The following is a 19537-nucleotide window of genomic DNA, read 5'->3' as shown; positions in this document are numbered from 1 at the left end:
CGGCGCCTTATTCCTGTGAGCGGGCGAAGACGTAACCCGCACCACGTACGGTGATCAGACGCCTGGGCTTGTTGGGATCGTCCTCGATTTCCGCGCGGATGCGCGACACGTGCACATCGATCGATCTGTCGAAGGCCGCGAGATTCTCGCCTTTCAGCGCATTCATGATTGTGTCCCTGGAAAGGACCCGGCCTGCACGGCTTGCCATGATTTCCAGAAGCTGGAACTGATGTGCGGTCAAGTTGCAGATCCTGCCGTCGACCCTGGCTTCCATGGCCGAAGTGTCAATCTCAAGCCGGCCGAAGCGGAGCACCCTGCTTTCGGCCTCGCTCGGTCCACGCCGGAGAATGGCTCTCAGCCGAGCCAGAAGTTCACGCGGCTCGAACGGCTTGGGCAGGTAGTCGTCCGCACCGAGTTCCAGCCCGACAATCCGATCCATCGGTTCTCCCTTTGCCGTCAGCATCAGGATTGGCGTGCGGTCGTCGGTCCGCAGCGTCCTGCAGACTTCAAGACCGTCAAGGTCAGGAAGCATAAGGTCGAGCAGGATTGCGTCGAACTGGCGCTGCTTCTGCAGATCGAGACCAGCCTGACCGGTTGCTGCAACGGTAACGTTGAAACCCGACGTGCCAAGATAGTCCTGGACCATCTCGGCAAGCCGGGCGTCATCCTCGATGAGGAGAATCTGCTGGGGCATTCGTCTCGGAACTTTGCAGGCGTTAATGGCGGCGGAAACCCCGACCCATAGCACGTAATTCCGATATACGCTCGTCAAGCTGTTCCCGCTGGCTCGGGGTGAGAACGGACGCAACCTCGATCATCATGCTGGTGAATGTCTTGCTGACCTCATCCGCCAGTGCGAGTTTTTCCGCGCGCAGAGCCTCGATGGCGAACCGGTCGACTTCCTGTGCCAGGAGAAGCTGGCGAAGATCCTTGGCAACCGTTGCGAACTCGCCCTGCGTTGCCTTCATCTGAAGCGCGACCGGCGTCACGATGCTAATGATTTCGTCCACCTGTTCCGGTGTTGCGTCGATTTCGATGGCAACGTGGCGGACCACGCGGGTCAGCCGCTCCTTGATCTCCTCATCGCTGAGTTTTTGCAGCATGCCCGGGCCGCCGGCTCCTCTGCGCCAGCCCGCTTTCTGGAGGCCGGGAAATTCGAACAGGGCCGCGCTCGAGCGCTCGGTAAGGACCATTTGACCCAGCGCCGAACTTTGAGGCGCGCTGTTCACGCTCATGACGCTGCCTGTCAGAATGCCGGCACTGATGACACAGGCCGCGACAACGCGGGCGGTTCCGGCGGTGGATACCTTGAGGCGGGCATTTTCAAGTTTGTTCAGCATCAGAAGCTCCTTTGGCTTGAACAAATCCGGGAGGTGGGGTGATGAGTTGGTGTGCTCAGCGGCGCGGACGTTGAGGTGTCATGGCCTTGAGCTGTTGAATCTGCTCAGGCGTCAAAACAGTCGCGAGTTCCAGAACGAGTTCTTCGCGGTTCTGCTGCATTTCACCCCGCAGGGCGCGCATGGTCTGCCGCGACGGTCTTCCCTGGGATGGGTCGACGCCGTGTTTGGTAAGCAGGGCTTTGGTTTCGGCTATGTGACTTTCCATGATTTCGGTGAAGACCGGTGTCTGCTCGGCGGTGAGGTTCAGTTCAGCCGCAATGTCGGCGACCTGCATTGGTCGCGCCTGCTGTTGGGCAAGGCTCTCGGCGGAAACAAGCACGAGGGCCGAGAGCATGGCGGTGCCTGCAATCAGGCTCTGGCGCAATCGCCGGCTCATATAGAAAATCATGCAATCTTTTCCTTGGTTGCAGCCACCGGACCGCGCCGGCATGTGGGCGGACGGCGTGACCCGGTGGCGTTAGGGTCTTTACCCTCAGGGACGTGTGCTGCGTCCCGACAACCTAGAGGTAGGCCGAGCCGGTTTCCGGTGTTCTTCGCTTGTGTAAAGAAATGTAAAGCTGACCTTGGTGCAAAAAAATTTCAGCGCCTTCTCAGGCAGCAGTCATTGTGTCAGCTAACCGGATTTTTTATTGATTCAGGCGGCATACACAAAGGGTTTGCACCGTCGCCGGCGCAAATCACGGAGCCCGTAATCTGGCGCCTTTCAGATTCTGCAAAGGGTGTCACACAGCCGTAATCTGCGGGGGATATTGATCGCTTTGCACACGTGTGCAAAACTTCCTCCTGCGCTCAAATCTCCCTTGGGAGGTGGCGCATGTAAGACAGCAGGTGAGATCGATGACCACTCTTGTTTCCAAATTGCGCCAGTCCACCGCGGCTGCCGTTCTGGCCCTCACTGCGGCAACCGTTGCCGGTGATGCCTTCGCAAAAGACCTGACCATCACCGTTTGGGCCGGCGGCTCCAACGACAGTGACGCTTATCGTTGGGAAGCCATTGAAATGGCAGCAGATATCATGGAGCGCGAAGCTGCGATCCGTGGCGAAGAACTCAATATCACGGTTGAATCAAAGGGTCAGTTCGGAAACTGGCAGGAATTCAAGCAGGCGGTGACGCTGGCTGCCGAAGCGGGCACGGCGCCGAACATTGTCGTTACCTCCCATCTCGACATCGCTCCCTGGTCGGAGGCCGGATACATTGTGCCGGTCGAAGAGTATCTCGACCTGGATGCCTGGCCGCTAAACGATATCTACCCGAACCTCATGGAAATCGCGGCTTTCGACGATGTTCAATGGGGTCTGCCGCAAGATGCCGAAAGCCGTCCGTTCTTCTTCTGGAAGGATGCGATGAAGAAGATCGGCTATAGCGATGAAGACATCGCCGCGCTTCCGGCAAAAGTGGAAGCTGGCGAATACACGCTACAGAACGTTCTGGAAGACGCCAAGAAGGCCGTCGAAATGGAAGCTGTTGAAGAAGGCTACGGCTTCTACCCGCGCGTTTCCAACGGCCCGGACTATGCTCAGTTCTATCAGTCCTTCGGCGGTGAACTCATCGACCCGGAGAGCGGCAAGCTGGTTCTCGACAAAAAGGCGATGGAAGAATTCTACCAGTTCTTTGCCGATGCCGTTGAAGCCGGCGTGACCCGCAAGAACCACCTCGGCACCGATTGGGGCCAGTGGTACAACGAAGTCGCCAACGGCAAGGCCGCTATCTGGCACGGCGGGACCTGGCATTTCGGCCGCTACGCCCAGGAAGGCAACCAGGACTTCTGGAACACGATCGAATTCTCCCTGATCCCGGCGGGCAACGAAAATGGCCGCGCCAACACCATCACCCATCCGCTGGTCTATCTCATCACCGACAATGCTGATGACGAGGCCGAAGAAATCGCTGCAAACCTGGTGAAAATTGCTTCCGAGCCGCGCATCAACACGCTGCACGCGATCAAGTCGAACCACCTCGGCATCTCCAAGCAGCAGTCCAATATCGAACTCTATGCAAACGACCGCTGGGCGGACGAAGCGACCGAACGCCTGCTCGGATATGCGAACTCGCAGCCGAACCACGTGAACTATGGCGCGTATTCTGAGGCCCTCTTCAAAGGCCTGGAAGCGGCATGGACGGGGACAAAGACCCCGGCGGAGGCTGTTGCAGAGGTCGAGGTTCAGATGAAAGCCACGCTCGGGGACGAGCTGATCGTCCGCTGATCACGGCTGAGCATCGACATCCGGACCGGGCGGCCGCCGCCCGGTTCGGGCCCCTGGAACATCCAAAAGCAAACTGATTTTCGAGCGGTGGAGCACCTCATGCAACGTTCGAGCTGGCTGGGCCTTGCCTTCCTTTCTCCGGCACTTGTCGTCGTCTTGCTGTTCTTTCTAATACCGGTTGTGCTGACGGGCTTTTTTGCCTTCACCAACATGAGCACGGCAACCGGCGTGAAAGGCGGCGCTTATGTCCTCAATACAAGCGGTCTTCGAGCGCTTGCCGATGCCGGTCTGCCGAAGTCGACGCTGGAGCAGATCGAAGGCGCCGGATACCGGGTCGACGCCAAAGGCCTGGAGGCTCTGGCCGCTGATTTCGGGCAGCCGGTCGCAGACGAATTCGCAAGTCTGCATGACGGCGAAGTCTTTTCAAAGCGACGCGATGTCGAGCGTGCATTGAAGGATCTGCGGTCAAACCCGATCCGAAAGACGCGCGACCGCAAGATCGCCGCTGATCTTTTCAAGCGGTCTTTGTTGAACGAGCGTTTCGACACTCTGCCTGGATTTGAAGCAGCCCTCGAGGAGGCGGGCATCCCGGACGCCGATCGTCCCCTGATCACCCAGGTCGCTTATACCGGCTGGGTCTGGACCACGGAGAATTTCGGGTTCTTGATGTCGCTCGATTCGACCTGGCAATATGCGAAAAACACCATCATCTATGTTGTCTTCACCCTGTCGTTCAACGTGCTGTTCGGGTTGTTCCTTGCAATCGCAACGTTCTATCTGCCATCAGGGCAGGCAGCGACGTTTAGGGCGATCTGGTTCCTTCCGCGCATTCTTCCACCCGTGCTTTACATTGTCATGTGGCGCTGGTTCACCTGGGACACCGGCTTCATATCCACGGTGCTTTCCGGGTTTGGGGTGTCGCCGAGAAATTGGATGCTGGACACCGAACTCCACGCCTGGACCACGATTGTCCTGATCAATGGCTTCGTGGGCGCGTCGATGGGAATGATCGTGTTCTCGTCCGCGATCAGGGCGATCCCGTCTTCCATGCTTTATGCCTCGGAAGTCGATGGCGCGAGCCGTCTGCAACAGATCTGGCACATCATCTTGCCGCAGCTGCGCTGGCCGATCCTTTTCATCACGTCCTACCAGACGATGTCGCTCTTGACGTCGTTTGAATACATCTATCTCGCGACCGACGGTGGGCCCGGCGGGGCGACAGAAGTCTGGGCGCTGGCGGCATTCCATACGGCCCTCAACAACTACGGCGGAAATCTTCAATACGGTCTCGGCGCAACCTATGCCTTGCTCCTTGTGATAATCGGCCTCGCGGCGAGCCTGGCTTATCTCCGTCTGTTCAACTTCCGCAACCTGATCCAGAAACCGCGGATCGAAGGATAGCGATATGCAGTCGAATTTCCGTAACTGGCCTGTTCTCCTGGTCCTCTTCGTCTTTTCTGCCCCGCTTCTGATCATGCTCACCTTTTTGCTGGTGGATGCTTTCACCACGAAGGTGCCGGGAACCATGATCCCGAACGGCCTGACCTTTCACCATTTCCGCTTTCTGTGGACGGATCTGGACGACGGCAGCTGGGGCATCTGGGGCGTTACACTGAACACCTTCAACTTTGCGCTCTTCACATCACTCTCGGTCTCGGCGATCTCCCTGACAGCAGGTTATGCGCTTTCGCGTCTCGCCTTTCCGGCGCGCGGGTTCTTTCTTGGCAGCCTGATTGTGCTGCACGCTTTTCCGACGGTTACGCTCATCATCGCAATCTTTCTGATCCTTCAGTTGCTGGGCCTCTACAACACGCTGATCGGCGTCATCGTGGTCAAGGCCGCCCTGGAGCTGCCGTTCGGCATCTGGGTGATGAAAGGATTTTACGACACGGTTCCGTGGGAGATTGAAATGGCCGGCGTTCAGGACGGGGCCAGCCGTTTCACCGTCTGGTGGCAACTGGTTCTGCCTCAGGTGCAGCCGGGCCTCATGGCGATCCTGATCTTTTCCTTCCTGTCCGGCTGGTCCGAGTTCATCCTGCCCATGGTGCTCGCCCCCGGGACCGAGGCACAGGTTCTGTCCACCTATCTCGCAACGATGCTGCTGGACGGCGGCACCCAGGCCGACTTCAACCTCTTCAAGGCCGTCGGACTGTTCTACGCGCTGCCGGTCATCATCATCTACCTGGTTTTCCAGAACAAACTCATGAACATCTACGGCGGAGGCACGAAAGGCTGATGCGTATCTCGATCGAAAATTTCACCAAGACCTTCGGCGATACGACCGTGATCAAGGACATGTCGCTGGAGATCCGGAGCGGCGAGATGCTAGCGCTGCTAGGACCCTCGGGCTGCGGCAAGTCGACGACGCTTTTCGCGATCTGCGGCATTCATCGGATGAACGGTGGTCGGCTTCTGTTCGGGGACAAGGACGTCACGCGGGTCTCCTCCCAAAAACGCAATGTTGGCGTGGTCTTTCAGAATTATGCGCTTTATCCGCATATGAACGTTTTTGACAACATCGCCTTCCCGCTGAAGGTCCGGAAGGAGACCAGGGCCGAGATCGATCGCAAGGTGCAGGAGATCGCGAACCTGGTGCATATCGGAGAACTGTTGCATCGCAAGCCCGCACAGCTTTCCGGCGGGCAGCAGCAGCGCGTCGCTCTGGCACGGGCACTGGTGCGCGAGCCGGACATTCTCCTCCTTGATGAACCGCTCGCCAACCTTGATGCAAAACTGCGTCTTGAAATGAGGTCCGAGATCCGGCGCATTCAGCAGCAGACAGGCATCACCGCAGTGCTGGTGACGCATGACCAGGTCGAGGCCATGTCCATGTGCGACCGCATTGCGATCATGGACAACGGCAAGATTGTTCAGCTTTCGAGCCCGAAGGAAATGTATGAAGATCCGACTTCGGACTTCGTGGCTGGCTTTCTCGGCAATCCACCGATCGCCTTTCTTGAAGGAAAGGCAGCGGGCGGCGGCTTTCGCCTGGCAAACTCCGAAATCACCCTCCCGGTGCCCTCCGGCATTACGATACCGGACCACGGTGCCGCCATGCGTTTCGGCATTCGGCCTGAATTCTTCCAGCCGAACAATGGTTTGAAGCTTAACGGCAAGATCAGTTTTGTCGAAACTCAGGGGCGCGAGGAGCTCTACGACGTCATGCTGGAAAACGGGGCCGTGCTGCGGTCCATTCAGTCGCAGGGTGCCGGTCATAAGCTTGGAGACGAAGTCAGCTGGGGCATTGCCGAAGACAGAATTCTCGCCTTTGGTCCTGACGGCAGAAGGCTCTGAGGAGCGACAATGTCAGCCTTCAATCCGGATAAGTCCTGGATCCACGACCACGATGGTCCGCCGCTTGCGATCGCTCATCGCGGGGCCAGCGCCTATGCGTTCGACAACACGCTGCGGGCCTTCAAACTGGCGCATGCGCTGGGCGCTGACATGTGGGAAGTCGATGTCCGGCTGACGGCAGATGGCGTCCCGGTCGCCTTTCATGACAAAGACCTTTCAAACACTTGCGGCAACGATGCCCTGCTCGGCGACGTCACGGCGGAGGAACTGTTCAATCTGACGTCAGCTGCCGGGCGGCGGGCTCCGCTGTTTTCCGATGTCGCCAGCCTGGCTGCAGAGCTCGGTGCCGGGATCTACCTCGATGCAAAGGAGGGACGGGCGGCGACGCTCGCGACCGAGATCCTTGCCGAAAATCGCATCAGAAAAGTCATTGTCGGCGCCAATACGCCCGAATACTGCGCCGAGCTGCTTCAAACGGGTTGCCCTTATCCTGTTTCGCTCCTCGTCGGTCTTGGCCGAGACCCGTTTGCGTTGGCAAAAGACTGCGGCGCGGAACTCGTTCATCCATGCTGGGAACGGGCCAGCGACCGTCCGGACAGATTGCTGGACGAATCCTTTTTCCGGCACGCGAAATCGCTGCGGTTGCCGGTGGTGACCTGGCACGAAGAGCGGGCGGACGTGCTGGCGGAACTGGTCAGGATGCCGGTGCTCGGTATTTGTTCCAATCAGCCGGAAATGGTGAACCCTTACCGCTCCGATCCACCCCGGCTGCCCGAAATCGTCTGCCACCGGGGCGCTTGCCGGATCGCGCCGGAAAACACCATTGCCAGTGCCCGGGCAGCCTGGGAGGGGGGGTTCGACTACGTCGAGCTGGACGTTCGCGAGACGGCGGACGGGCATCTGGTTGTTCATCACGATCCGACTTTGGAGCGCACAACAAACGGCTCGGGAGTACTTGCCGGGAAGAGACTGGATTGTCTTCGGAAGCTGGATACCGGAGGTTGGGTCGATCCTTTTTTCAAGGGTGCATCCTTGCCGTGTCTTTCTGAGTTCGTCTCCCTCGCGAAAGCCGGCAACCGGAAGCTTTATGTCGAGATCAAGGAAGCCGATGCGCTGAAGACGGCTGCGACGGTTCTTGAACAATTGCCGCCCGAAAACGTCTTCTTCTGGTCGTTTCAAAAGCGCCTCCTGGCCGAAATTCACGGGGCCTTTCCGGAAGCGCACCTGATGGCCCGGCCAGAGGACTACGAGACGCTTGGGGACTGCCTGGATGCTTATGATGCGGAGATCATCGAGTTCAACGTTCGGAACGCGAATGCCGGCGACATTGAGGCCGTTCGGCAGGCGGGGCGGAAGGTCATGCTTGCCTACATGGGCAGCCATCCCGGCGTACTTTCGGACTTGATAGAACTTGAGCCGGATCTTCTCAACGTGAACGAGCCGTTTCTTGCCCGGAACCTGCTTGCTCAATCAAGAAACGGAAAGAAGAATGACTGATCAGGGGACTCCCAAGAAACAGGTCAATTCCTTCGATGTCGCCCGATTGGCAGGCGTTTCAAGATCGGCTGTGTCAAGGACCTTCACCGACGGCGCCAGTGTTTCTGAGGAAACGCGTGAGAAAGTGATCAAGGCGGCGCGGGAGCTCGGATATCGCGTGAATGTTCTGGCGCGGTCGCTGCACAAGCAGAAGTCCGATCTTGTCGGTGTGGTTGCGGCTGACCTGGACAATCCCTTCCGCGCCGAGCAGATCGACTTGCTGTCGCAAGGACTGCTGGAAGGCGGCTTCAGGCCCATTCTCTTGCGGGGAGATCCTTCCACTGACGTTGCCGAGCTGATCGGTTCGCTGCTTCAGTACAGCGTTGCCGGCGTCATCGTAACCTCCGACACACCACCGGAAGAAATCTGCCGGGAATGCCTTGAAAACGGGGTGCCGTTGGTAGTGGTCAACAAGCGCGATCCGGGCGCACCGGTCGACCGCGTCGTCACAGACTTCGAAGCAGGCGGCCGCTTGGCCTTCGAACATCTCATTGCAAGTGGCTGCCGGAAGCTCGCAGTCGTGACCCCGGAACGCTCGTCCTATTCAGTGAACGGACGCGCGCTTGCCTTCGAGCAGATCGCAAATGATGCCGGTGTTCCGGTGGTCCGTATCGCCTGGGGGACTCAGTCCTACGATGGCGGCCTGGCAGCATCTGCTTATGTGAACAAGGTGCGGAGCGAAGTCGACGGTGTTTTCTGCACGGCGGATTATCTGGCTCTCGGCGTCATGGACGGTTTGCGCCACGAATATGGTTTGCGGATCCCTGAGGACCTGCAGCTGATCGGCTACGACGATATCGTGCAGGCGTCCTGGAAGTCATATGACATGACGACGGTCGTGCAGAGCCGACACGAGCTTTGCGAGATTACGCTCAATCTCCTGATGCAGCGCCTCGAAGAGCCCGACCTGCCGCAGCAGGTCGAGACCTGCGGTGTCTCCCTGATACAGCGTGGAACAACAGTCGGCTCCTCGATAGCCTAGGGTACGGACTCATAAATGAAGTCAATTTGGTTTGGATCGTTTTGACCAGCGGCAAGGAGCGAAAGCGCAGGAAATGTGGTTCATTTTCAAGCCTTTCGCGACGAAGCAGATGGCCAAAACGGTCAAATCCGAAGGACGGCAAAATGGCTTCACCTCGCAGCGTCAACGCGCTTGACCGGGCATAAAGCCCGCTCTTCACACGCTTCCTTGTGTGATTTCGCCATTTATGCCGCCAAATCGGCTTCATTTATGAGTCCGGACCCTAGCCAATGCTCCAGGTGATGGTCTCGCCTGCGCCGCGCTGATGTGCGAAAGAAACTCTGTCCCCGTCGATGGAAACAACCTGCAGGTCCTCTGGCAGATCCTTGCCGTCGAAGTGGATCGAACGTCGGTAGAAAGTTTCGCTCCAGGACCACGTTCCCGAAACCGGTTGCTGGTCCGGTCCAACGCCTTCGACAGTCCCGTCGGGGTTGATGATGACCCAGCTGTTGCCATCTACCAGCCGTTTTCCAGCCACCTGCTCCAGAAAATCCTGCTCCGTCGTGATGTTTCCGGCCATGTCGCCTGCTCCCGTTCGAAGTTGCTTATTTGTTTGCGGGTGCAAGTATACGACGAAACGGAGACCTGTCATTTCGAGAGGCCAGGGTCCGTACCCTGGCCGCTCCTGATCCGCAGCGGGCTCCCGATGACGTGAACCAAATGCTCCGGACACGCAGGTGCGTCATGGAGAAGGCGCAATCAGGTGCCGGATCCTCGGCGCCTCGGCACCTTGGTGGAACTTCCGGATGTCTTCCTGAAGGTCAGCATCCGTTTTGGTCACGCGGTCATGCTGACGCAGGTGATCAAGCCAGCTCGCGACAACGAAGCTTTCGGTCCAGAGCGCATCGTTTTCGGCGTCCTGAAAAACGTTCCAGTCAACCGCTCCGTCGCGCCGGCGTTCAGCGGAAAAGCGTCGGAGCGCCGAAAGGAAGGCCTCCTTGTCGGCTGGATCCACATGGTATTCGATCAGGATCATCACCGGACCGCGATCCGGTTCGAGCTCGCCTGACACTACCGGCGCCGGCCAATGTGCCGAGGGTGTGAGGTCTAGCGAACCAACCGAGGTCAACGGCACGTTGCGGACAACCGCAAGGACGGCAATCAACAGGAGTGCGGCTGCAAGCAACGCAGCGGGAATACCGGCGAAGGACGCCACCTGACCCCAGACCACGCTGCCGAGGCTCATCGAACCGAAAAAGACTGTCAGGTAAATGGAAAGCCCGCGCGCGCGGACCCATTCCGGCAAGGAAGCCTGCGCCGAAACATTCAGGCTGGAAAGCACGGCGATCCACGCGAATCCGGCCAGCAACGAGACCGCATACGCGGCGAGAGCCGAGGGCACGAGTGCAAAGACGGCGAGAGCCAGCGCCGTGCCAATGGTTCCAGCGGCAACCGTATTGTTCGATCCAAGCTGTTTGCGGACCTTCGGCAGAAGGAGAGCACCAAGAACCGCACCGGCCCCGACACACCCGAGCAACATTCCGTAAAGGCCGGGGCCACCCTCGAGCAGGTCCCTGGCGATCAGCGGCAGCATTGCCCAATAGGCGCTGGCAAACACGAAAAATGCGATGGCGCGCACAAGCGTCGCCTTGAGGGCAGGGCTGTGCAGTGCATAGCGCAATCCCGTCTGGATCGCGCTGAAGACGGGCTCGGGAGGCAATCGCTTTTCTGCCTTTTTCTCCGGCTTCCAGAAAAAAAGTGCGGCCAGAATGCCGACAAAACTGAGAGCGTTTAGGGCAAAGGGTGACGCCAGCCCGACCGCGGTTATCAGGACCCCGGCAAGCGCCGGGCCGATAGCACGGCTTATGTTTATGCCCATGGAATTGAGCGCGACCGCCGCTGCGAGGTCTTTTTTCGGAACGAGGCTCGGGACAATCGCCTGCCAGGCCGGCGCGGCAAACGCGGCTCCGGTGCCGAGCAGGAACGTAAAGATCAGGAGCAGTTCCACGCTTGCCTGGCCGCTTGCGACAAGGATCGCAAAGAGGCAGGCCAGCACTCCCATCAGAAGGTTGACGATCAGGAGTAGCAGCCGGCGGTCGACAATGTCGGCGACCGCACCGGCAACGAGAGCGAACAGGAATACAGGCAGGGTCGTCGCGGCCTGGACCAATGAAACCATGACAGGGCTCGGTGACAATGTCGTCATCAGCCAACCGGCACCAACATCATGCATCCAGGTGCCGACATTGGAGACGACAGTTGCCGTCCAAAGCATCGCAAAGGGCAGGGATCGAAACGGGCTCCATGCCCCACCGCCGGGTGCTGCCCCCTTGGAGGTCAGGTCGTCTTTGGTTTTGTCTTCTGTCGTTGCCGTCATCGGAAAACCGGTCCTGTGTCGAGGTCGAGGCCTGGTCAGGCCGTTTTGCTGGGCTGTGACCGGTCATCCGTTGCGGCAGGCGCGACCGCAAAGGATTTGCCGTCAAGGCAATGGACGGCCGCTTCCTGCGCGGTCAGTTTTGATTTTGCCCACGAGACCGCGGTTTCACCGACAAGCATGCCGAGGAGCCCCAAAAGCGCGATCACGGGGGGAGCCGGCGAACGGGTGCCGAGAAGGGCGTAGAGGACTCCAACCCCAAGTCCGATGGCCAACGAGACGAGATAAGGTGTGTAGTTCATGTCTATCTCCGGTGGGGTCATGCAGGGAGGTTGATGTTGCCGGGCGCACCAGGGGCACCGAAGAACGGGACGGGCGACCAGTCCGGCAATTCTGCCAGCGCAGGTGGCGCGTAATCCGCGAGCGCACCTTTGGCATGGACGATCTTGCCGCCGGACAGCGTGAGGTCCGAGGTAATGTCCGCAATCTCGCTTTCATCAACGGCAAAGTAATCCCGGTCGAGCACGGCGAGATCGGCAAGCTGACCCGCCATGATCTGTCCCTTGATGCCCTGTTCACGGCTGAACCAGGCACCGGCTGCGGTCCAGTGGCGCAAGGCATCTTCGCGGCTCAGACGATTGTCGGCCAACCAGATAACGTCGCCGCCGCGGCCCTTGCCCGAGACGGCCCAATGAATGGCAAGCCAGGGGTTATAGGACGACACGCGCGTCGCATCTGTCCCGGCCGCAAGCGGCACGCCGGAAGCCATCATATTCTTGACGGGCATGACATCATGCAGCGCCTCTTCGCCGTAGCGCTCGCGGAAGGCAGTCGCCTGAAAAGCGATGCGGTTCTGGTAAGAAATGCCGCCGCCCAGGCGGGCGACCCATTCCATGGTTTTTTCCGAAATCGTTTCGCCGTGATCGAAGATCCAGTTGAGCTCTTCCAGCCCTTTGTCGCGTCCGATCTCTTCGAGCACCGAAAGAAGGCGATGGGCGCTTTCTTCATAGGTGCAGTGGAACCGGATCGGCCACCGGTTTTCGAGCAGGAATTCCAGCACCGGCCTGAGATCGCCCTCCATACGTTTGGGCAACTCGGGACGGGGATAGGAAAAGTCCTCGAAGTCGTAAGCGGAGGCGACCAGCATTTCACCGGCGCCGACACACTTGAGGTAAGTGTTGCCCTGGTCAGGTTTCACCATGTCGTGCCAGCGCTTGAAGTCGTCGAGCTCAAAGAGCGGACGCTGCGCGAATAGCTGGTAGCCGATACGCACGGTCTGCTCACCTCTGCGGTTGAGCTCGGTGATGACGCCGTAATCGTCCGGGTAGTTCAGGAAGCCGCCGGCACAATCGAGCGCCGAAGTCAGGCCAAGCCCGTTCAAAGCCCGGAAATAGTGTTTCGTCGACAGGATCTGCTGCTCGAAATCAAGCTTCGGTGCCATGTCGAGAAGCGCATAAAGCGGCTGCGCATTCGGACGCGCAAGCGCCAGCCCTGTCGGATTTCCGGTGTCGTCGCGCTCCAGCCGGCCCGATACGAACGGTTCGTAATAGTGGCTGTCGATCCCGAGCGCGCGCAGGGCGGCCTTGTTCAGCCACGCGCGATCATAAAGGTGCAGCACATAGACAGGCACATCCGGCGCGACCGCATTGATCTCGTCGATGGTCGGCAACCGCCGTTCAGCAAACTGGTCTGCGGACCAGCCACCGACGACCCGGATCCACTGTCCGGCCGGAGTGCGCTGGGCCTGTGCCTTGAGCATGGCAAGTCCGTCCGCAAGCGATGGAACATTGTCCCACCTCAGTTCCATGGCGAAGTTGTTGCCCTGTCGGATGATATGCGTGTGGCTGTCGATCAGGCCGGGAATCACGCGTTTGCCCTGAAGGTCGATCACCTTTGTGTCGTTGCTCTTGAGCCGCATGATGTCGTGATCGGAACCGACTTCCAGAATCGTTTCGCCTGCAATTGCAACAGCCTCGGCGACCCGGTCCTGGTCATCAAAGGTCGTGACTTTTCCATTGGTCAGGATCAGGTCTGCGTGGGTCATGAAATCTCTCTGGAATCGGGGAAGCGAGGTCGTCGCGAGACCGGTGCCAGGACCGGTCTCGCAATTGTTTGTTACAGCGACCGGGTGTCGCCAAAGGTGATCACAGGCGACCAGTCAGGGCTGACCGGTGGTACGTGCCGCAGATCGTGATGCGCCAGGTCGTCCTTGGCGAAGACCACCTTGCCGTCGACCGCGGTCAGGGCGGAGGTAATCCGCGCGATCTCCGCGTCGGTCACCGCGAAGTAGTCGCGATCGAGGATCGCGAAATCCGCAAGCTGGCCTTCTGCGATTGCACCCTTCCGGCCACCATCCCCCGTGAACCAGGAAGAGCCGGTCGTCCAGACACGCAGGGCTTCTTCACGTGTGAGCAGGTTGGCATCGTCATACATCCGCATGCCGCCGCGCGAGAGACCGGTCGCCATCCACTGGATCGAGTACCAGGGGTTATACGAGGTCACACGGGTCGCGTCGGTGCCCCCGCCCATCGGCACGCCCAGATCCATAATGAACCGGAAGTTCGGCGTCTTCTTCAGCTTCTCCGGGCCGTAGTTGCGCACGAAATCCTCGGCCTGGAACTGGAGACGGTTCTGCAGCGCGATCCCGCCACCGAGTTCCGCGATCCTTTCCAGGTTCCGTTCCGAAAAGGTCTCGACGTGGTCAACGAACCAGCCATCGACGAGACCTGCCCCCTTGGCAACGTCTTCATAGACCTTGAGCAGCCGGTCACCCGTTTCGTCGTAGGTGATGTGCTGACGGAACGCCCAGCCTTTTTCGCCAAGAAGCGTCATGATCTTGTGTTGTATCTCTTCGGCATCCCGGTCGATTTCCGGGCGCGGGTCGCCGAAGATCTCGTAGTCGTAAGACGCCCAGGTCAGGTTTTCACCGGCACCTACGAGTTTCAGCATGTCGTCGCCGGTTCCCGGCGTGAAGCGGGATGTCCAGTCCGTGTAGTCGTCGAACTCGCGGCCTTTGACCTGCGGGAACGTGTGATAGCCGATACGCGTGGTCAGCAGGCCTTCCCGGTGCATATGATTGATGACCTTGTAGGGGTCGGCATCCGGGAACTCCATGCCGCCGCCGCCTGCATCCGACACGGACGTGATCCCCAGTGAGTTCAGCTCGTCCATGTATTGCATGGAGGAGTTGATCTGGTCGCGGATCGACAGCTTGGGAGCCTGGCTGAGGGTCTTGTACATCAAGAGCCCGGACGGTGCGGCCAGCAGCCGGCCCGTTGACGCGCCAGTCTCGTCCTTCTCGATGATCCCGCCCGGATAGGTCGGGTGATCGGCCTGATCGTAATTGAAATAGGAGATCGCGCGGCTGTTGAGCAGCGTCATCTTGTACAGGTAGTGGATCAGAACCGGATGGTTCGGCGCGACACTGTCGAGCTCCTCGATGGTCGGCAGGCGTTTTTCCTTGAACTGGAATTCGGAAAACCCGCCGGCGACCCGGATGAACTGGCCCTCGGGTGTCCGGTCCGCTTGCAGGCGCAAAAGGTGAAGTGCTTCTTCCAGGCTGTCCGCCGCGTCCCAGCGAACTTCAAGGTTGTAGTTGACGCCACCGCGGATCGAGTGCGTGTGGCTGTCGATCAGACCGGGAATGACGCGTTTCTTGTTCGCGCGGATCACCTGTGTGAACGGGCCGATCAGCGGAGCAACATCGGCTTCGTCTCCGATGGCAATGAACCGGCCGCCACGCGCGGCAAGTGCCGTCGCCTCCGGGCGCGAGGGATCCATTGTTGTGATGCGTCCGTCAAGAACGACCAGGTCCGCAAAACTGTCCTGGGCCTGGGCGAAGGCCGTGGACAGGGAGCTGGAGGCCAGAAGCGCGGACGCGCCCTGGAGAAACTGACGGCGGTGAAGAGGCATGACTTGTCTCCTGCCGCTGTGCAGCGGCGTTTAATCGTGTGTCGATGGGGAACCGCTACCAGCGCCGGTTAATCAGGCGCTGGCATCCGGTTTCTGGTTTCTGGTTTCTGCGCTATTCAGCAGCAACGGCAGTTGGGGCCGGGATTGGGTCGAGGCGTTCGCCATGAGCGACGCGCTCTGGTGCCTTGTGAACCATGGTGTAGGCGTAATCGACGCCCATGCCGTAGGCACCGGAGTGCTCCTTGACCACATCGAGCACCAGATCGTAGGTCTCCTTGCGGGCCCAGTCACGCTGCAGCTCCAGGAGGACCTGCTGCCAGGTCACCGGCACGACGCCGGCCTGGATCATGCGTTGCATGGCCATGTCGTGCGCATTCCGGGACGTGCCGCCGGAGGCATCTTCCACCATGTAGATCTCGTAACCGCCCTCGCGGATCGCATCGAGTGAGAACATCAGGTTGCAGACTTCGGTCCAAAGGCCGGAAACGATAACTTTCTTGCGGCCGTTCTTTGCCAGCGCATCCCGCACCTTCTGGTCGTCCCAGGAGTTCATGGACGTGCGCTCCAGCAGCGGCGCTTCTGGAAAGACGGACAACAGCTCCGGGTACGTGTGGCCGGAAAACCCGTCGGTCTCGACCGTTGTGATCGTGACCGGAAGGTCGAAAACCTTGGCTGACTTGGCAAGGGCAACCGTATTGTTTTTCAGGGTCTGGCGGTCGATCGATTGCACGCCGAAAGCCATCTGCGGCTGGTGATCGATGAAAATTAGCTGCGCGTTCTGCGGTGTCAGCAGTTCGAGGTTCCCGGACATTTTAATCTCCATAACATCTTGGGCGAACAGGGTTTCCGGTTCGGATGAGACAGGAGATAGGCGCTCTCAGCTGGATTTATTTCATCTTTAGTGCATATGTTTTACAGGAAATTGCGCATTGGATTTGCGTGCTGCTACTGCGCGTCAACATGGACTGAACAATGGGTCGTCACGCCTTTCAAAACGAGCCGGAGCACTGCCGGGTCTACAGGGAAATACGTGCGCCGGACGATGTTCCGCAGATTTTCGGCGTGGACCAGCGCTGGAATATGCCTGCCGTGCGGCACCGGGCGAATCTGGGTCAGGGAATTCATTTCAGCGGCGTTGGCCACTACATCCTGACCTATCATATCGGCGGAGCGAATGCCCGCCGCCTTGACTTGAATGACGGTCTGACAATTGCAAGCCAGGGGGCGCTGTCGCTTCAAAAGCCGAACAGCGCCGGGGTCTTCGCTTCGAGCGGCACGGTCGACTACGCGCATTTTTACTTCAACCAGGGCCTTCTTTGCGAGATAGCCGATGAGATTGAAGGTGCGGCGATCGCGGAGCCGGAAGATTTTTTTGCGCTTTTCGATGCTGCAGCTGGCAGCGACGCCGCGGCTTACATTCAGCGCGCCGCCAATTGCGAGGATCCGCCAACCTCCATCGAGATGGACAGCCGCGCGTATCTGCTCGGGCTCGGCATTCTGAGGGCGGTGCGGTCGCGGACCGGTTATGTCGACGATCTGAGCAGGGTCAAGCCCGGATGTGTGATGAAACCGGTTCTGGAGTTTATTGAGGACAGGATCGGAGATTCACTCCGGCTAACGGAACTCGCCCAGACCATTGATATGAGCCCGTTTCATTTCACGCGGGTGTTCAAGACCGAGCTTGGTATTTCGCCGTCTAAGTATCTTGCGAAACGGCGTGTTGAACGTGCCCGCGATCTCATTCTCCAGACGTCCATGCCGCTGGCCGAGGTCGCTTTCCGGACCGGATTTTCCAGCCAGGCCCACATGACAAGCCGCATGAAAGCCGAGATCGGTGTCACGCCCGGTGAGCTGCGCAAGGGGTGACTGAGACTGGTTCGATAACAAAGAGGAGGCGCCAGATGAATATCCGGCGCCTTCTTGCGCTGGCACCGCTAGGCAATGAGCCCTTCGGGAACGAATTGGATGGCTGGAAGCAGCGCGTCCAGTTCGACGTCCGGCGAGATACCGTTAAGCTCGATGGTGCCGTTGAGATGCGTGATCAAAAGGTCGCCGTCCTCCGAAGCTCCCAGCGACACCGCAGCCTGAAGTCCATCCGTTTCCGCGTCCAGATCAAACTCGAGCAGGTCGGTGAATTGCAGGCCCGGGTCACCAAAGGCGGCAATCTCTGCCAGGAGATCCGGGGCCGCCTCCAAGCCGTCTGACAGATCCAAAACCAGCTTGTCTCGCTTCGCATTGAAATCCGCCACCACGTCGTGGCCTTCACCGGCGCGAAACGGATTGAACACAAAACTGTCCGCAGACCGGCCGCCGACCAGGAAGTCGTTACCCTCTTCGCCTTCCAAAGTGTCTTTTCCGCGCCCACCGTTCAGATAGTCGTCGTCTGCGCCGCCTTCCAGCATATCCATTCCGCGTCCGCCAATGAGTTTGTCATTGCCGCCGCCGCCTTCCAGTGTGTCCTTTCCGCGCCCGCCGAAAAGATTGTCGTCGCCGTCGCCGCCTTTGATCAGGTCATGGCCGCGCCCGCCGAAAATGACATCATGGCCGCCAAGGCCGTTGGCGATGTCATTTCCGCTACCAAGAGAAATGAAATCGAAATGGTCTGAGCCGATCACCGCGTCTGGACCGCGTCCGGTAAACAGGAAACCACCCTTGGCAAATGTCAGATCAAAGGGCAGGAGCACGTTGTCGATAACGTGAATGATGCCGTTATCAGCTTCGATCCCGTTCGCGGACCCAGACGGATTTGTAACGTTGGGATCGGCAAAATCACGGTCCTTGTCTCCGAGCGAAAGACCTTTCGAACTGTCCGGGTGGATCGTCTCACCGGACAGTGTCTTGATGCTGCTGGCGCCTGCAACGGCAACGCCATCCAACTCTTCTGGCGCGATGTGATAGGGCAGGACAGAGCCGAGAAAGGCAGTTGGGTCGTCGGAAGGTGACAGCAGCGTGGAAGCGTCAATGAGCGCTTTCACAACCTCTTCTTCGTTGTTTACGGTAAATCCGAGCGCTTTTGCCAAGTTGGTAAAAGCCTCGTCTGTTGGTGCGAAAACCGTAAGTTCTTTGGTCTTGTCGCCGGCAGCCTTAACGAGATCCGGGAATTCGGAAAGAGCTGCTGCAAGAATATTAAAGTTGTCGTTTGTTGTTGCAATATCGAGGATAGTGTTGGTTTCGTGCTCCGTAGACATTTTGTTTGCGCTCCCTACCAGCGCCCCATCGCGAACGTTTACGGCTGGTCGGGGAAACGGTTTCGCGCTCGGAGACTTTTCTTGATCACAGTCGCGTGAAGTGGAAGGCGGCGTGCGTTGGAATTGCCCGGTTTGCCAAATCATTTCGGTCACGCAGATCGCGTGTGCTTGGGCCTTGAAAAATATGAACAGTCAGGTCAGGTTATGTCCAAATTCAACCCCGTGACAGGCGGGACACATTCAAATGGAGCAACTCATGTATCTGGCAATGAACCGGTTTTCCATTTTGAAAGGCCAGGAAGAGGCGTTCGAGACGGTGTGGCGTGAACGGGAATCCAGGCTGTCCGATGTTCCCGGCTTCCAGACCTTTCATCTGATGAAAGGCGCTTTTGACGAAGACAGCGGCACAACGCTTTACGCCACCCACACGATCTGGAACAGCCAGCAAGACTTCGTAAACTGGACCCGGTCCGAGCATTTTCGTGAGGCGCACAAGAATGCGGGTGGCAACAAACACATGTATGCCGGTCACCCCAAATTCGAGGGATTTGAACCCGTCTTGAGCGAATAGACACAAGACCAGGCAGCAAACCTGTCACCCCGATCCTGCAGAAACCTCGGGCAGGAGCCTGCGCAAACACCGGCTTGCCAAAGCCTCGGAAATGTT

The 19537-nt window shown here is 58.9% G+C and carries 18 protein-coding genes; 8 read left to right on the top strand and 10 right to left on the bottom strand.

Annotated elements, in window-relative coordinates; all coding sequences use genetic code 11:
• Positions 1 to 7 precede the first annotated feature (7 nt).
• From RBB47_RS05465 to RBB47_RS05455, 3 genes are read right to left on the bottom strand one after another with little or no spacing between them, the layout of a single operon-like run.
• On the bottom strand, positions 8 to 694 hold the full coding sequence (locus tag RBB47_RS05465) for a response regulator (protein ID WP_305984742.1): 687 nt from the start codon (positions 692 to 694) through the stop codon (positions 8 to 10).
• Between the two features lie 22 nt (positions 695 to 716).
• The gene (locus tag RBB47_RS05460) at positions 717 to 1340 is read right to left on the bottom strand and encodes a Spy/CpxP family protein refolding chaperone (protein ID WP_305984741.1); all 624 of its coding nucleotides are present in this window, start codon (positions 1338 to 1340) and stop codon (positions 717 to 719) included.
• Between the two features lie 55 nt (positions 1341 to 1395).
• Entirely contained in the window at positions 1396 to 1788 is a 393-nt protein-coding gene (locus tag RBB47_RS05455; RefSeq protein WP_305984740.1) for a Spy/CpxP family protein refolding chaperone, read from the bottom strand.
• 449 nt (positions 1789 to 2237) lie between these two features.
• Between RBB47_RS05455 and RBB47_RS05450 the strand changes: the two genes are divergently transcribed.
• The 6 genes from RBB47_RS05450 to RBB47_RS05425 all read left to right on the top strand — a co-directional run bounded on the left by RBB47_RS05450 (position 2238) and on the right by RBB47_RS05425 (position 9417).
• Positions 2238 to 3605 (top strand): ABC transporter substrate-binding protein, encoded by a 1368-nt coding sequence (locus RBB47_RS05450; protein ID WP_305984739.1) that lies wholly within the window; start codon positions 2238 to 2240, stop codon positions 3603 to 3605.
• 99 nt (positions 3606 to 3704) lie between these two features.
• Entirely contained in the window at positions 3705 to 5006 is a 1302-nt protein-coding gene (locus RBB47_RS05445; protein WP_305984738.1) for a carbohydrate ABC transporter permease, read from the top strand.
• Between the two features lie 4 nt (positions 5007 to 5010).
• Positions 5011 to 5841, top strand: a complete 831-nt coding sequence (locus tag RBB47_RS05440) for a carbohydrate ABC transporter permease (protein WP_305984737.1) — start codon at positions 5011 to 5013, stop codon at positions 5839 to 5841.
• The gene (locus tag RBB47_RS05435) at positions 5841 to 6899 is read left to right on the top strand and encodes an ABC transporter ATP-binding protein (protein WP_305984736.1); all 1059 of its coding nucleotides are present in this window, start codon (positions 5841 to 5843) and stop codon (positions 6897 to 6899) included. Before RBB47_RS05440 ends, RBB47_RS05435 begins: the two co-directional genes overlap by 1 nt.
• 9 nt (positions 6900 to 6908) lie before the next feature.
• Entirely contained in the window at positions 6909 to 8396 is a 1488-nt protein-coding gene (locus tag RBB47_RS05430; RefSeq protein WP_305984735.1) for a glycerophosphodiester phosphodiesterase family protein, read from the top strand.
• Entirely contained in the window at positions 8389 to 9417 is a 1029-nt protein-coding gene (locus RBB47_RS05425; RefSeq protein ID WP_305984734.1) for a LacI family DNA-binding transcriptional regulator, read from the top strand. The genes RBB47_RS05430 and RBB47_RS05425 overlap by 8 nt, the downstream gene beginning before the upstream one ends.
• A 262-nt stretch (positions 9418 to 9679) precedes the next feature.
• Here RBB47_RS05425 and RBB47_RS05420 read toward each other — a convergent pair whose 3' ends face one another.
• The 6 genes from RBB47_RS05420 to RBB47_RS05395 form a co-directional block, all read right to left on the bottom strand.
• On the bottom strand, positions 9680 to 9976 hold the full coding sequence (locus tag RBB47_RS05420; protein ID WP_305984733.1) for a hypothetical protein: 297 nt from the start codon (positions 9974 to 9976) through the stop codon (positions 9680 to 9682).
• A 162-nt stretch (positions 9977 to 10138) separates the two neighbouring features.
• A complete protein-coding gene (locus tag RBB47_RS05415; RefSeq protein ID WP_305984732.1) occupies positions 10139 to 11773 on the bottom strand; it encodes an MFS transporter in 1635 nt (544 codons plus the stop codon).
• Between the two features lie 35 nt (positions 11774 to 11808).
• Positions 11809 to 12072: a DUF1427 family protein gene (locus RBB47_RS05410; protein ID WP_305984731.1), complete on the bottom strand. Its 264-nt coding sequence runs from the start codon at positions 12070 to 12072 to the stop codon at positions 11809 to 11811.
• A 17-nt stretch (positions 12073 to 12089) separates the two neighbouring features.
• Positions 12090 to 13814: an amidohydrolase gene (locus tag RBB47_RS05405; protein WP_305984730.1), complete on the bottom strand. Its 1725-nt coding sequence runs from the start codon at positions 13812 to 13814 to the stop codon at positions 12090 to 12092.
• A 71-nt stretch (positions 13815 to 13885) separates the two neighbouring features.
• Positions 13886 to 15682 (bottom strand): amidohydrolase, encoded by a 1797-nt coding sequence (locus RBB47_RS05400; protein WP_305984729.1) that lies wholly within the window; start codon positions 15680 to 15682, stop codon positions 13886 to 13888.
• 112 nt (positions 15683 to 15794) lie between these two features.
• Positions 15795 to 16493 carry a hydrolase gene (locus RBB47_RS05395; RefSeq protein ID WP_305984728.1) on the bottom strand — a complete coding sequence of 233 codons (699 nt, stop codon included), beginning with the start codon at positions 16491 to 16493 and terminating at the stop codon, positions 15795 to 15797.
• A 161-nt stretch (positions 16494 to 16654) separates the two neighbouring features.
• On the opposite strand from RBB47_RS05395, the gene RBB47_RS05390 reads away from it, so the two are divergent.
• Entirely contained in the window at positions 16655 to 17548 is an 894-nt protein-coding gene (locus RBB47_RS05390; RefSeq protein WP_305984727.1) for a helix-turn-helix domain-containing protein, read from the top strand.
• Positions 17549 to 17616: 68 nt separating this feature from the next.
• Here the strand turns inward: RBB47_RS05390 and RBB47_RS05385 are convergent, their stop codons facing one another.
• The gene (locus tag RBB47_RS05385) at positions 17617 to 18870 is read right to left on the bottom strand and encodes a fasciclin domain-containing protein (RefSeq protein WP_305984726.1); all 1254 of its coding nucleotides are present in this window, start codon (positions 18868 to 18870) and stop codon (positions 17617 to 17619) included.
• 256 nt (positions 18871 to 19126) lie between these two features.
• Here RBB47_RS05385 and RBB47_RS05380 point away from each other — a divergent pair, with 256 nt between their 5' ends.
• Positions 19127 to 19441, top strand: a complete 315-nt coding sequence (locus RBB47_RS05380; RefSeq protein WP_305985004.1) for an antibiotic biosynthesis monooxygenase — start codon at positions 19127 to 19129, stop codon at positions 19439 to 19441.
• Positions 19442 to 19537 lie beyond the last annotated feature (96 nt).

This window comes from Roseibium sp. MMSF_3544, from assembly GCF_030732845.1.
Lineage (GTDB): Bacteria > Pseudomonadota > Alphaproteobacteria > Rhizobiales > Stappiaceae > Roseibium.
This window is presented reverse-complemented; position numbering and strand designations above follow the sequence as displayed.